The organism is Bradyrhizobium sp. AUGA SZCCT0283, from assembly GCF_018130385.1.
In the GTDB taxonomy this organism is placed as follows: Bacteria; Pseudomonadota; Alphaproteobacteria; order Rhizobiales; family Xanthobacteraceae; genus Bradyrhizobium.
Genome location: NZ_JAFCLU010000008.1, coordinates 145,756 through 159,700 on the forward strand (window position 1 = coordinate 145,756; position 13,945 = coordinate 159,700).

Annotated in this window: 15 protein-coding genes; all 15 read left to right on the forward strand. The window is 63.4% G+C overall.

Features of this window, described 5'->3' with window-relative positions; translation table 11 throughout:
* Positions 1 to 92: 92 nt before the first annotated feature.
* The 15 genes from urtB (at position 93) to JQ624_RS13790 (ending at position 13,830) form a co-directional block, all read left to right on the forward strand.
* Positions 93 to 1,682, forward strand: coding sequence for an urea ABC transporter permease subunit UrtB (urtB, locus tag JQ624_RS13720; RefSeq protein ID WP_409334325.1), 1,590 nt, complete (start codon positions 93 to 95; stop codon positions 1,680 to 1,682).
* Complete coding sequence (urtC, locus tag JQ624_RS13725) at positions 1,679 to 2,845, forward strand: urea ABC transporter permease subunit UrtC (RefSeq protein WP_212419420.1); 1,167 nt, start codon at positions 1,679 to 1,681, stop codon at positions 2,843 to 2,845. The genes urtB and urtC overlap by 4 nt, the downstream gene beginning before the upstream one ends.
* 4 nt (positions 2,846 to 2,849) lie before the next feature.
* Positions 2,850 to 3,611 (forward strand): urea ABC transporter ATP-binding protein UrtD, encoded by a 762-nt coding sequence (gene urtD / locus JQ624_RS13730; RefSeq protein WP_212419421.1) that lies wholly within the window; start codon positions 2,850 to 2,852, stop codon positions 3,609 to 3,611.
* Between the two features lie 3 nt (positions 3,612 to 3,614).
* Positions 3,615 to 4,310 (forward strand): urea ABC transporter ATP-binding subunit UrtE, encoded by a 696-nt coding sequence (urtE, locus tag JQ624_RS13735; protein ID WP_212419422.1) that lies wholly within the window; start codon positions 3,615 to 3,617, stop codon positions 4,308 to 4,310.
* Positions 4,311 to 4,341: 31 nt separating this feature from the next.
* On the forward strand, positions 4,342 to 5,178 hold the full coding sequence (locus tag JQ624_RS13740; protein WP_212419423.1) for an urease accessory protein UreD: 837 nt from the start codon (positions 4,342 to 4,344) through the stop codon (positions 5,176 to 5,178).
* A gap of 25 nt (positions 5,179 to 5,203) precedes the next feature.
* Positions 5,204 to 5,506, forward strand: a complete 303-nt coding sequence (locus JQ624_RS13745; protein ID WP_025588283.1) for an urease subunit gamma — start codon at positions 5,204 to 5,206, stop codon at positions 5,504 to 5,506.
* A 135-nt stretch (positions 5,507 to 5,641) separates the two neighbouring features.
* Complete coding sequence (locus tag JQ624_RS13750) at positions 5,642 to 5,947, forward strand: urease subunit beta (protein ID WP_212419424.1); 306 nt, start codon at positions 5,642 to 5,644, stop codon at positions 5,945 to 5,947.
* 17 nt (positions 5,948 to 5,964) lie between these two features.
* A complete protein-coding gene (locus JQ624_RS13755) occupies positions 5,965 to 7,086 on the forward strand; it encodes a patatin-like phospholipase family protein (RefSeq protein WP_212419425.1) in 1,122 nt (373 codons plus the stop codon).
* A gap of 14 nt (positions 7,087 to 7,100) precedes the next feature.
* Complete coding sequence (ureC, locus tag JQ624_RS13760) at positions 7,101 to 8,816, forward strand: urease subunit alpha (RefSeq protein ID WP_212419426.1); 1,716 nt, start codon at positions 7,101 to 7,103, stop codon at positions 8,814 to 8,816.
* A gap of 48 nt (positions 8,817 to 8,864) precedes the next feature.
* Positions 8,865 to 9,164: a putative quinol monooxygenase gene (locus tag JQ624_RS13765; RefSeq protein WP_212419427.1), complete on the forward strand. Its 300-nt coding sequence runs from the start codon at positions 8,865 to 8,867 to the stop codon at positions 9,162 to 9,164.
* Between the two features lie 24 nt (positions 9,165 to 9,188).
* Complete coding sequence (locus JQ624_RS13770) at positions 9,189 to 9,488, forward strand: putative quinol monooxygenase (RefSeq protein WP_212419428.1); 300 nt, start codon at positions 9,189 to 9,191, stop codon at positions 9,486 to 9,488.
* A 164-nt stretch (positions 9,489 to 9,652) separates the two neighbouring features.
* Positions 9,653 to 10,297, forward strand: a complete 645-nt coding sequence (gene ureE / locus JQ624_RS13775; RefSeq protein WP_212419429.1) for an urease accessory protein UreE — start codon at positions 9,653 to 9,655, stop codon at positions 10,295 to 10,297.
* Positions 10,278 to 11,012 carry an urease accessory protein UreF gene (locus JQ624_RS13780; RefSeq protein WP_212419552.1) on the forward strand — a complete coding sequence of 245 codons (735 nt, stop codon included), beginning with the start codon at positions 10,278 to 10,280 and terminating at the stop codon, positions 11,010 to 11,012. Before ureE ends, JQ624_RS13780 begins: the two co-directional genes overlap by 20 nt.
* A gap of 158 nt (positions 11,013 to 11,170) precedes the next feature.
* Entirely contained in the window at positions 11,171 to 11,809 is a 639-nt protein-coding gene (gene ureG, locus JQ624_RS13785; RefSeq protein WP_212419430.1) for an urease accessory protein UreG, read from the forward strand.
* Positions 11,810 to 12,171: 362 nt separating this feature from the next.
* Positions 12,172 to 13,830, forward strand: a complete 1,659-nt coding sequence (locus JQ624_RS13790; RefSeq protein WP_212419431.1) for an HWE histidine kinase domain-containing protein — start codon at positions 12,172 to 12,174, stop codon at positions 13,828 to 13,830.
* Positions 13,831 to 13,945: the final 115 nt, after the last annotated feature.

Consider the following 13,945-nt stretch of genomic DNA (forward strand, 5'->3'; position numbering starts at 1 on the left):
TACCAAGAGAGACCGGAGAAGGCGGCGCTGCCGCCGCCTTCTCCCCACACTCCTGCCGGGGTCGTATTGTGTCTGCCAATTTCCTCGTCCGTATTCGCGCGGCTTTACTCGCAATCCTCCTGACCGCTGCTTTCGTCGTGCCGGCGCAGGCCGGTCCGTTCGAGGATGCGGTCGCCAAATTCGCCAATGACGATTTTTCCGATACCGACGAGGCGATCGGCGCGGTGGCCACCTCGGGCAATCCGCTGGCCTTTCCCATCATCAGCGCGCTGCAGGACGGACGGCTGTCGGCCGATCCGGATACCAAGAAGGTTTTCGTAACGGGGAGCGACGGCAAGATCATCGATGCTGCCACCGGCGCCGCCGTCGACAAGCTGCCCGATGGCGCGGCCGCCGTCCGCCTCAACAACCGCCTGCGCCGCACCGTGGAGGCGGCCCTTGGCGGTCTGACGCTGCTGTCGCCCGATCCCGCCAAGCGCATCGCGGCCGCGCAGTCGGTGTTCAAGAGCCATGAGGAAAACGCACTTGCCGTTATCGACGGCGCGCTCGCCAAGGAAACCAACAAGGGCGCCAAGGCGGCCTTCACCGAGGCCCGCGCGGCGATCCTGCTCTACAAGGCCGATGCGACCGAGGTGGAAAAGCTGGAGGCCGTCGCCATCGTCAAGGCGAAGGGCGACCAGGAAGCGATGGCGCTGCTGACGGGGCTGGGCAGCGACGTTCCACCCAACGTCGCGCGCGCGGCGGCCTCAGCGATCGCCTCGATCCAGAGCAATCTGGCGATGTGGTCGATGGTGCAGAACGCCTGGTACGGCCTGTCGCTGGGCTCGGTGTTGCTGCTCGCCGCGATTGGGCTCGCCATCACCTTCGGCGTCATGGGCGTCATCAACATGGCCCATGGCGAGATGGTGATGTTAGGGGCCTACACCACCTTCGTGGTGCAGGAGGTCATTCGTACCCGCTATCCGGGCCTGTTCGACTATTCGCTGCTGATCGCGGTGCCGCTGGCCTTCCTGGTGGCCGGCGCCATCGGCGTCCTGATCGAGCGCGGCATCATCCGCTTTCTCTATGGCCGCCCGCTGGAAACGCTGCTGGCGACCTGGGGCCTTTCGCTGGTGCTGCAGCAGGCCGTGCGCACGATGTTCGGCCCGACCAACCGCGAAGTCGGCAATCCCTCCTGGATGAGCGGCGCGTTCGAGCTCGGGCAGATCACCATCACCTATAACCGGCTCTGGATCCTCTGCTTTACGCTGGCCGTCTTCGTCATCCTGCTCGCCATGCTGCGCTACACCGCGCTCGGGCTCGAGATGCGCGCGGTCACCCAAAATCGCCGCATGGCGGCTTCGATGGGCATTGCCACCTCGCGCGTCGATGCGCTGACCTTCGGCCTCGGCTCGGGCATTGCCGGCATCGCCGGCGTGGCGCTGTCGCAGATCGATAACGTCAGCCCCAATCTCGGCCAGAGCTACATCATCGACAGCTTCATGGTCGTCGTGTTCGGCGGCGTCGGCAATCTCTGGGGCACGCTGGTCGGCGCCTTCACGCTCGGCATCGCCAACAAGTTCCTGGAGCCGGTGGCAGGCGCCGTGCTCGGCAAGATCGCCATTCTGGTGCTGATCATCCTGTTCATCCAGAAGCGGCCGCGCGGCCTGTTCGCGCTCAAGGGCCGGGCGGTGGAAGCATGACGCCGCACGTGCTGACGCGTTCGCTGGATCGAAGCGCCAGCATCTTCATCCTGGTGGTCGCCGGTCTCGGCGTGCTGATCCCGCTGTCGAACCTGCTGTTGCCGGCGGGCTCGATGTTCCAGGTGCCGACCTATCTGGTCGCGCTGTTCGGCAAATACGCCTGCTACGCCATTCTCGCGCTCTCGATCGATTTGATCTGGGGCTATTGCGGCATTCTCTCGCTCGGCCACGGCGCCTTCTTCGCGCTCGGCGGCTACGCGATGGGCATGTACCTGATGCGCCAGATCGGCAGCCGCGGCGTCTACGGCAACCCGATATTGCCCGACTTCATGGTGTTCCTGAACTATCCAAAGCTGCCCTGGTACTGGCACGGCTTTGATATGTTCTGGTTCGCGGCGGTGATGGTGCTGCTGGTCCCGGGCCTCTTGGCGTTCTGCTTCGGCTGGCTGGCGTTCCGCTCCCGCGTCACCGGCGTCTATCTCTCGATCATTACGCAGGCGATGACCTACGCGCTGCTGCTGGCGTTCTTCCGCAACGATTTCGGTTTTGGCGGCAACAACGGCCTCACCGACTTCAAGGACATTCTCGGCTTCAACGTGCAGGCCGACGGCACCCGCGCCGCGCTGTTTGCGCTGAGTTGCCTGGCGCTGATCATGGCCTTCCTGATCTGCCGGGCGGTGGTGACCTCGAAACTCGGCAAGGTCCTGATCGCGATCCGCGACGCCGAATCCCGCACGCGCTTCCTCGGCTATCGCGTCGAGTCCTACAAGCTGTTCGTGTTCACGCTGTCGGCCTGCATGGCCGGCGTCGCCGGCGCGCTCTATGTCCCGCAGGTCGGCATCATCAACCCCAGCGAATTCGCGCCGGGCAATTCCATCGAGGCGGTGATCTGGGTCGCCGTCGGTGGCCGTGGCACGCTGGTGGGCGCAGCGCTGGGCGCCGTCGTCGTCAATTACGCAAAAACCTACTTCACCTCGGGCCCGCTGGCGCCGTACTGGCTGTTCATGCTGGGCGCGCTGTTTATCCTGGTGACGCTGCTGCTGCCAAAGGGCATCGTCGGCACCTTCACCGCCTGGCGCGAGTCACGCAAGGCAACGGAAATGGCCAATGCCGAAAGCGCCGCGCGCGAAGACGGCGTCGGCGAACCGAACCCGGCGGAGTGAGCGCATGAGTGTCATGGAGGGAAGGACCACTTCCGCGCTGCTCTATCTCGACGGCGTGCACGTCTCGTTCGACGGCTTTCACGCCATCAACAATCTGTCACTGACGCTCGAGCCCGGCGAGATGCGCGCCATCATCGGCCCCAACGGCGCCGGCAAGACCACGATGATGGACATCATCACCGGCAAGACCAAGCCGGACGAGGGCACCGTGCTGTTCGACGGCATCACTGACCTGACGCGGCTGGATGAAACGCGCATCGCCGAACTCGGCATCGGCCGCAAGTTCCAGAAGCCGACGGTGTTCGAGAGCCAGACCATCGAGGACAATCTGCTGCTGGCGCTCAATATCGATCACAGCGTCAAGGGCACGCTGTTCTGGCGCGGCAACAGGGACGAAGCCGAGCGGATCGACCGCGTGCTGGAAACCATCCGCCTGATCGATGCGCGCAACCGATTGGCCGGAAGCCTGTCGCACGGCCAGAAGCAATGGCTCGAGATCGGCATGCTGCTGGCGCAGGATCCAAAGCTGCTTTTGGTCGACGAGCCGGTCGCGGGCATGACTGACGTCGAGACGCATCAGACCGCGGAACTGCTGAAGGAAATCAACAAGGAAAAGACGGTCATGGTCGTCGAGCACGACATGACCTTCGTGCGCGAACTCGACGTCAAGGTCACCTGCCTGCATGAAGGCACGGTGCTGGCGGAAGGGACCATCGATCAGGTCTCGTCGAACGAGCGGGTAATCGAAGTGTATCTGGGGCGCTGATCCATGCTGAAGGTCGACAATATCAGCCTTTACTACGGCGCAGCCCAGGCCCTGCGTGGCGTCTCGCTGTCTGCCGAACCGGGCAAGGTCACCTGCGTGCTCGGCCGCAACGGCGTCGGCAAGACCTCGCTGCTGCGCGCGATGGTCGGCCAATATCCGATCGCGGGCGGTTCGATCACGCTCGATGGCAACGACATCACCGGCCTGAAACCTTACGAGCGCGCGCGGCGCGGCATCGGCTTCGTGCCGCAGGGCCGCGAGATCTTTCCGCTGCTGACAGTGGAGGAAAATCTCAAGACCGGCTTTGGCCCGCTCAAGCGCGACGACCGGCATATCCCCGACGACGTGTTCTCGCTGTTTCCGGTGCTCAACACGATGCTGGGCCGGCGCGGCGGCGACCTCTCCGGCGGCCAGCAGCAGCAGCTCGCGATCGGTCGCGCGCTGGTGATGCGGCCAAAATTGTTGCTGCTGGACGAGCCGACTGAGGGCATCCAACCCTCGATCATCAAGGACATCGGCCGCGCCATCACCTATCTGCGCAGCCTCGGCAACATGGCGATCGTGCTGGTCGAACAATATCTCGACTTTGCCTGCGAGCTCGGCGACAATTTCGCGGTGATGGACCGCGGCGCGGTCAAATATGCCTGTGACCGCAGCAATCTCGATCCCGCCGAGATCAGCCGCCAGATGGCGCTGTAAGGCCGTATCGGGCATTGCGTTTGGGGGACGGATGCGGACCGATAGCACGCGCGCGAGTTCAGCGACGTTCGCGGCCAATCGCGCTCAGGGCGCGGTGCGCTTCGGCGTGCATCTGCAGGACGGCGTCACCCGCCGCGGCGATTTGCACGAATCCGGTTCGCTGCGCGTGCGCTTTCCTTCCCCTGAGCAGGAGGGGCTGTCGGGCGTGTTCGTCAACACCGCCGGCGGCATCGCCGGCGGCGACCGCTTCGAGATCGATATCGCGGCGGCTGCGGGATCGCGGCTGACGCTGACGACGGCGGCAGCCGAGAAAGTTTATCGCGCGCCGGGCGCTGCGGCCCAGCTCAGTATCGCCCTGAAGGCGGCGGCCGGTGCGCACCTCGCCTGGCTGCCGCAGGAAACCATCCTGTTCGACCGCGCGCGGATTATCAGGCGCATCGACATCGACCTGGCCGAAGATGCCTCGCTTCTGCTCTGCGAAATCGTGGTGTTCGGCCGCGCGGCGATGGGCGAAAAGATGCTGCATGGCGAATTCGTCGACCGCTGGCGCTTGCGCCGTGGCGGTCGCCTGGTGTTTGCGGAGACCATCCGGCTCGACGGCGACATCGGTGCAAAGCTGGCGCGGCCGGCCATTGCGAACGGCGCCGTCGCCATCGGCACCGCGCTGATCGTGCCGGGCGACGCGGCGCTGGTGGAGCGGATCCGCGAGGCATCCGAAACGTTCGGCGGCGAGGTCGGCATCTCCGCGTGGAATGGATTTGCAATGGCCCGTTTCTGTGCCCAAGATGCGGCCCGGCTCCGTGCCGACATGATGGCTGTGCTCGGCCGCGCCAGCGGCGTGGCGTTGCCAAGGCTTTGGCTCAACTAGGTCTTCAACCACCCCGAGTGCTCGCATGAATCTTTCCCCCCGCGAAAAGGACAAGCTCTTGATCTCGATGGCGGCCATGGTGGCGCGCCGCAGGCTGGAGCGCGGCGTCAAGCTCAACCACCCTGAGGCAATCGCCATCATCTCCGACTTCATCGTTGAGGGCGCGCGCGACGGCCGCACGGTGGCCGAATTGATGCAATCAGGCGCGCAGGTCATCACCCGCGCGCAATGCATGGATGGCATCCCGGAGATGATCCATGACATCCAGGTCGAGGCGACATTTCCCGACGGCACCAAGCTCGTCACCGTCCATGAGCCGATCCGGTAGTTATCGTCATTCCGGGGCGGCCGCGAAGCGGCCGAACTATGATGTGCAATTGCACATCTGAGAATCCAGAGGTTAGTCATTTCGAGATTCCGGGTTCGATGCTGCGCATCGCCCCGGAATGACTGAGGAGGAAAGATGATCCCGGGCGAACTCTTCATCAAGGACGGCGAGATCGAACTCAATGCCGGCCGCAAGACCGTGACGCTCACGGTGGCCAACACCGGCGACCGCCCGATCCAGGTCGGCTCGCACTATCATTTCTTCGAAACCAATCCCGCGCTTAAGTTCGATCGCAAAAAGGCGCGCGGCATGCGGCTCGACATCGCCGCCGGCACCGCCGTGCGGTTCGAGCCAGGCCAGACCCGCGACGTGCAACTCGTCGCACTGGCCGGCAAGCGCGTCATCTACGGTTTTCGCGGTGAGGTGCAGGGGAAACTCTGAACAAGGTTGCGATAGCGGTGGAAGCAAAAGGCCAAATCGAAATCGGGGTCGTACTCCAGGGCGGCGGCGCGCTTGGAGCCTACGAGTACGGTGCGATGGACGCGCTGCTCGAGCTGATGGATAAAATCGAAGCCAATGGCAGGACAGTGCGGCTGGCAGCGGTCACCGGCGTCTCGATCGGAGCGATCAATGCGGCGTGCGTTGTCGGTGCTAAAAATCGAGCCGATGCGCGCAGACGCCTGAAGTCCCTTTGGGACGCACTCTCGCTGGAGGCCTCGCACTACTGGTGGGCTATTGCAAAGAGCGATTTCGCACTGTTCGGCGTGCACGGGTTCTATGGGCCGCGCCGCGATGTCTGGAATTTCCTCGGCTGGACGAACTTTTACGATACGCATCCGATGCTTGAGACTCTCAAAGAGCATGTGGACTTTGATTCGTTGAACGCCAGCGAGACGGCTTTCGTGATCACGGCGGTCAATCGATCGTCAGGCGAATTAATCCGCTTTCGGAATCATCCTCATAAAGAGGAAGCCAAGATCAAGATCGAGCCGTCTCACGTGTTGGCGAGCGGCAGCCTGCCGCCGCCATTTCCGGCTACGACAATCGGCAACGATGATTTCTGGGACGGCGGGATCATCGACAATACGCCGCTTGGCGATGCGATCGAGGCGTTTTCCGGATCGGGCGACGCTGACCGTATTCTCATCGTCATGAATCTCTTCCGGAAGGAACGTGCGCCGCCGAAGAACATGATCGACGTAAACGATCGCCTGGCCGAGCTGCGCTATGGAAACCGGCTTCGCCAGGACCGGCAGAACGCGCATACCGTCAACGAACTGTTGCAGACGATCGAGGAACTGGCGGCGCTCGTTCCCGCAGGTTCGATGGATCAACAGCTCGAGGCGCGTGTATTTGGCGCCGGCCGCTTCAAGGTGCTTGATGCGATCACCGACATCGATCTGGCCGATCCCGTCCTGATGAAGGAAGCCGGCTTGTCGCCGAGGTCGGAAGAGCCGGGAGGCTTTCGCGATTTTTCCAAGACGGGTATCGAGCGGCGTCGTGATGCCGGATACCGAATTGCCCGACTGAAGTTGCAAGAGTTGTTCGAAACACACGGCCTGCTGCCGGCGCGCCACTGATCAGGAAATTCCTCATGTCGACCAAAATCAAGCGTTCCGTCTATGCCGACATGTTCGGTCCCACCACCGGCGACAAGGTGCGGCTCGCCGATACCGATCTTATCATCGAGGTCGAGAAGGATTTCACGGTCTACGGCGAGGAGGTTAAGTTCGGCGGCGGCAAGGTGATCCGCGACGGCATGGGGCAATCCCAGGTGACGAACAGGCAGGGCGCGGCCGATACCGTCATCACCAACGCGCTGATCGTCGACCACTGGGGCATCGTGAAGGCCGACGTCGCGATCAAGGAGGGCATGATCGCGGCGATCGGCAAGGCCGGCAATCCCGACATCCAGCCGGGTGTGACGATTATCATCGGCCCCGGCACGGATGTGATCGCGGGCGAGGGCAAGATCCTCACCGCAGGCGGCTTCGACAGCCACATCCATTTCATCTGCCCGCAGCAGATCGAGCATGCGCTGATGTCTGGCGTCACCTCGATGCTGGGCGGCGGCACCGGTCCGTCGCACGGTACCTTTGCGACCACCTGCACGCCCGGCCCGTGGCACATGGCGCGGATGATCCAGTCGTTCGACGCCTTCCCGGTCAATCTCGGCATCTCGGGCAAGGGCAATGCCGCGCGTCCGGCCGCGCTGGTCGAGATGATCAAGGGCGGCGCCTGCGCGCTGAAGCTGCACGAGGACTGGGGCACCACGCCGGCCGCGATCGACAACTGCCTCTCAGTGGCGGATGACTACGACATCCAGGTGATGCTGCATTCGGACACGCTCAACGAATCCGGCTTCGTCGAGGATACGGTGAAAGCGTTCAAGGGGCGCACCATCCACGCCTTCCACACCGAGGGCGCCGGCGGCGGCCATGCGCCTGACATCATCAAGATCGCCGGGTTGAAGAACGTGCTGCCGTCTTCGACCAATCCGACGCGCCCGTTCACGCGCAACACCATCGACGAGCATCTGGACATGCTGATGGTGTGCCATCATCTCGATCCCTCGATCGCCGAAGACCTCGCGTTTGCCGAAAGCCGTATCCGGAAAGAGACGATTGCGGCGGAAGATATCCTGCACGATCTCGGCGCGCTTTCGATGATGTCGTCGGACTCGCAGGCGATGGGCCGGCTAGGGGAAGTCATCATCCGCACCTGGCAGACCGCCGACAAGATGAAGAAGCAGCGCGGCGCGTTGCCCGAGGACAAGGGCAACGGCAACGACAATTTCCGCGTTAAGCGCTACATTTCGAAATACACCATCAACCCGTCGATCGCGCACGGCGTCTCGAAACTGATCGGCTCGGTGGAGAAGGGCAAGCTTGCCGACCTCGTGCTGTGGTCGCCGGCGTTCTTTGGCGTGAAGCCGGATTGTATCATCAAGGGCGGTTCGATCGTGGCGGCACCGATGGGCGATCCGAACGCCTCCATTCCGACGCCGCAGCCCGTGCATTACCAGCCGATGTTTGCTGCCTACGGTAAGTCGCTGACGGCGTCTTCGGTAGTGTTCACCTCGAAGGCTGCCATCACGGGTGGGCTGGCGCGCAGGCTCGGCATCGAAAAGAAGCTCTATCCCGTGAAAAACACCCGCGGCGGCATCTCCAAGAAGAGCATGATCCATAACGGCGCCACCCCGAAAATCGAGGTGGACGCCGAGACCTATGAGGTGCGCGCAGACGGCGAGCTTTTGACATGCGCGCCGGCCGAGGTTCTGCCCATGGCGCAGCGATATTTCATGTACTAAGGTCCCGGCCGGGCGATCAAAGCCAGAACAAGAGTCCGGGAGGATCCAGTGATTTACGTCGTTGCCACGCTGACCGTGAAACCTGAAACGCGCGCCGAATTCATCGCGGCGGCCACCGCCTGCATCAAGGAAACCCGCAAAGAGCCGGGCAACATCGCCTACGACCTGCATGAGAGCGTCACCGATCCATCGAAAATGGTGTTCGTCGAGCAGTGGGAGAACGTCGAGGCGCTGGTGCCGCATCGTGGCGCCGAACACATGAAGACGTTCGGCCGTGTCGCTGTGAAGTGCATGACGGCGCCGCCGAAGATCGAAGTGATCACGCCCGAAAAGGTCGACGTCCGCTAATCAAGAAAAACAAGGGATAAACTCATGATCTACGTCATCGCCACCACGCCGATGAAGCCGGAAAATAAGGACGACTTCATCAAGGGGCACAAGGCCTGTACCGCCGAAACGCTCAAGGAGAAGGGCTGCATCTCCTATGATGGCCATGTCAGCGTGAACGATCCCAATCTGTATGTGGTGGTGGAGCGCTGGGAGACCCGCGACGACCTCAATGCCCATGGCCGTGCGCCCCATATGAAGGTGTGGCGGGAGTATTCCTCGCAGATGAAGACGGCGCCGACGGTGATCGAAATCATCAGCGACGGCAAGGTGGAGAAGTTTTAAGTGCGCATTTCGCATCGCCGTGCATTCGATGGCTTCATGGTTCGAGACGCACGGCTTTGCCGTGCTCCTCACCCTGAGGGTCTTAGACCTCATCCTGAGGAGGCGCGAAGCGCCGTCTCGAAGGATGAAGCCACTATGCTCGAACATGCTTCAGGTGTTTCCACATGATCCGCGCGACAAAAGTCCTGGGCCAGCATCGCTGGACGCAACCCGCGGCCGATACCGTCGTGCTCGATTTCGACGACCGGCACCGGCGGCGGATGGCGATGACGGGGACGCGTGGGCTGGAATTCCTGCTCGACCTGGAGAACGCCGTGGCGTTGCGTGGCGGCGACGCGCTGGTGCTGGAGGACAGCCGACTGATCGAGGTGGTGGCGGCGGCGGAGCCCCTGGTCGAGATCCGTGGCGCGGACCCCTTGCATCTGGTCCGGGTCGCCTGGCATCTCGGCAACCGCCATCTGCCGACCCAGATCATGCCAAAAGGCCTGCGCATCCGCAGGGATCACGTCATCGAGGCGATGGTGAAGGGATTGGGCGCGCGCGTCATCGAGATCGAGGCGCCGTTCGATCCCGAGGGCGGGGCGTATGCGCAGGCGGCTCACGATCATGCCGCGCATGATCATGGCCACCATTCCCACGGCGATCACGATCACCACAGTGATCACGATCACCACAGTGATCACGATCACCACGGTGATCACGGTCACCACGGTGATCACCATCACCATGACGACCACCATCACCACGACGAACATTGCGACCACGATCATCACCACCACGATCACTCCCATGCTCATGACCACAAGTGAGCCCGCGCCGGCCGACGCGAGCAGCGGAATGAATGCGGATGAGGCGGCGGCGCTGTACCGGTTGATGACCTGGCTGTCGCCGTCCTTTCCGGTCGGCGCGTTCTCCTATTCCAGCGGCATCGAATGGGCGGTGGAGGCGGGTGACATCACGGACGCCGCATCGCTGCGCGACTGGCTGGCCGCGATGCTTAGCGAGGGCTCCGGCTTCTGCGACGCCGTGTTTCTGGCGCAGGCGCATCGCGCCGCATCCGCGCAGGACGAGGCAGGATTGCGCGAGATTGCCGAACTCGCGGCCGCTCTTGTGCCCTCGCGCGAGCGCCAGCTCGAGACCTCGACGCAGGGCCGCGCCTTCATCGACATTGCACGCTCAGCCTGGGCCTGCGACGGGCTCGACGAAATGGTGGCCGCTTGCGGCAGCGCGGTCTATCCCGTCGCGGTCGGGATCGTCAGCGCGGCGCACGCCGTTCCGCTGGCGCCGGCGATGCACGCCTTCCTGCATGCCGTGGTATCGAACTGGATTTCCGCCGGCGCCCGCCTGGTGCCGCTCGGGCAAACCGACAGCCAGCGCATTCTGGCGGGCCTCGAAGCCGAAGTCGCGGCCACCGCGAAGCGGGCGCTGGAAGCATCGCTCGACGATCTCGGCAGCGCCACCTTCCGCGCCGACCTTGCCAGCCTCCGTCACGAAACGCAGTATACGAGGCTGTTCCGGTCATGATGCGCGAGTTGCTCACCCTCGCGTCGTCCCTGCGAACGCAGGACCCATACCGCGTGATCTATCAATGAGGCAGGATGGTCGACGCCGTTTGCAACAGCCAGGGCCGGTGGCTATGGGTCCCTGCGTTCGCAGGGACGACAACAGAGAGAGCTGCGCACATGTCTAATTCTCACGGTCCCCTCCGCATCGGCGTCGGCGGTCCCGTCGGCTCCGGCAAGACCGCGCTGATGGACCTGCTCTGCAAGTCGATGCGGGAGCGCTACGACATCGCCGCGATCACCAACGACATCTACACCAAATGGGATGCGGAGTTTCTGGTGCGCTCGGGCTCGCTGACGCCGGACCGCATCGCCGGCGTCGAGACCGGCGGCTGCCCCCACACCGCGATCCGCGAGGACGCCTCGATGAATCTCGCCGCGGTGGCCGACATGCGCGCGAAATTTCCCAATCTCGACCTGGTGCTGATCGAATCCGGCGGCGACAATCTCGCCGCGACGTTTTCGCCCGAACTCGCCGATCTCACGATCTACGTGATCGACGTCGCCGCCGGCGACAAGATCCCCTCCAAGGGTGGGCCAGGCATCACCCGTTCTGACCTTTTGGTGATCAACAAGATCGACCTCGCGCCGCATGTCGGGGCGTCGCTCGAGAAGATGGAGACCGACGCGAAAAGGATGCGGGGCGAGCGGCCGTTCGTGATGACCAATCTGAAGAAGAGCGAGGGGCTCGATCGCATCATCGGCTTCATCGAGACCAAGGGCGGCCTGCGCCCGGCCGCGAAGGCCAGGGCCGGTTAGGCCAGGATAAGGGCAAACGGCCGAGCCACGCGGATACACGGCCGGAGAAGTGGTCAGGCCGGCGGCCGGGTTGGCCGCGCGTTAACATTAACATCCGGTCCGTCGCCGCAGCCCGCGGATTTGTCCGCCCCCCGCTGGAACCAAATCGGCACTGTCAGATTATCAACTTCTGGCCCCGCCAAATCAGCGTTAACGGCGGCCGTGTTGTTTACCTCGCTGCCAACCTGTCAGTTGCGTGCTGATGAACGCTCCGTCATATTCGCCGCGGTTGGCCTTCGCGCTATTGCCATGTGCTTCTGCCCCGGCAGACCCAAAGATGCTTCCGATACGTCTTCGCCAATACGTCATTTCCGAGTAAGCGAGTGGTTCGGCTGGGCTTCATTATCGGCTTTATCGCGCTGATCGGAGTTCTGCTCTCCGGTCTCGCGGCCTATCGCGTGCACGAACAGGAACTGGCGATCGACGGCATCGCGCTGTCCCGCGCCATCGACGTTCATGCCAGCCTGGTGCAGGACCGGTTGACCGAGCGCGAATTGCTCGCACGCGTTGCATCCGGATTGTTTCGCGCACCTTCGGTGGTGAAAGCCAACGTGCTGCAGCCGCTGCGCGCGGCGATCTATGCCTTCAAGACCGATTTCGTGATTGCATCGTGGATCGCGCGGCTCAAGCCAGGCGACCTGGCCGCGGCGCAGGCGGAGCTGAAGAGCGCCGGCTTCACCAAGCCGACGATCAGGGATTTCGACGACCGGCCGCTCGACATCAAGGCGATCGACAAGCCGCTCGACGTCCTGATGGACCTCGAACCGCGCAGCGCGGACACGCTGGGCTTTCCGGGCCGCGCCTATGACCGTCACTCGGTGATCGGGCCGATGCTGGCGAAGGCGGCGGAGACCGGCAAGCCGGTGGCGTCGGACCCGATTCCGCTTCTGAGGCAGAGCGGGCCGGTCGGCCTCGTGCTGGCGTCTCCAATTCCGAAGGAAGGCAGCGCGGAGCCCGCCGGCTTCGTCACCTTTTCCTACGAGCTGGCGCCGCTGATGCTGACCAACGACGACCGCTCGCTGTTTTCGGTGGTGCTGAAGGACCCTGATGACGCCAGCGACGAATATGTTGCCAACGACCAGGGCGCCATCTCCTTGCGGGAGGTCAAGCAGGGCGATCCGTTGCCATCGGTGGTGCGGACGGTGACGTTCGGCGGCCGCGACTGGTCGCTCGGCTACTATGCCAAGAACAATGCCGTACAGCGCGCGCAGCAGACGGCGATCGTCGTGGCGGCCATTGGCCTTGCGCTCACCGGCATCGTCTGCGGCCTGTTCGGCTATGTCGCCTACAACAATCTGCGGCTCAGCCGCGAGATCCAGGTCCGTATCGGTTTCGAGCGGCGATTGACCGCCGTCATCGACGAGCTCAACCACCGGGTCAAGAACATCCTCGCCGTGATCCAGTCGATCGTGACGCGCACGTTGCGCCACGGCTCCGACATGGACGTGTCGCGCGAGCTGTTGATCGGCCGCATCCATGCGATGTCGAACGTGGTGACGCTGCTCAGCGAAAGCCAGTGGCAGGGCGTCAAGCTCAGGGGCCTGTTCGAATCGCGCGCGATTCCGCACGCCGATCGCATCGTGGTCAACGGTCCGGATATCTCCGTCAGCGCGCGCGCCGCGCAGTCGCTGTCGCTGTTGTTCTTCGAACTGGCCTCGCATTCCGACGAGGGACTGTCGCTGGTCGGCAAGCACCCGCACATCGTCGCCAACTGGGAAGTCACGGGCGAGGAGCCGGACGAGATCTTTCATTTTCGCTGGGAAGAGTTCAACACCAGCGCGGCGACGCGGCGGGAAGACAGTGATTTCGGCCTCATCCTGCTCGACCGCGTAGCACCCGAAGCGATGGGCGGCACCGCGAAGCGCTATTTCACCGAAGTAAGTTACGTCTACGAACTCACCGCGCCGATGGAAACCGTCGTCGACATGACCGAGCGCGACCGCACCGAGCAGATTTCCGCACCGGTGCGGCCGGTGCAGTAGGGGCGGCCTATAATCGTAGAGTGGGCAAAGGCGCACTTGCGCCATCCCTCCAGTTCGGGAATTTGGAAGTGTGGGCACGCTTCCGCCTTCGCTCGTTGAGCTACGGCGGACACGT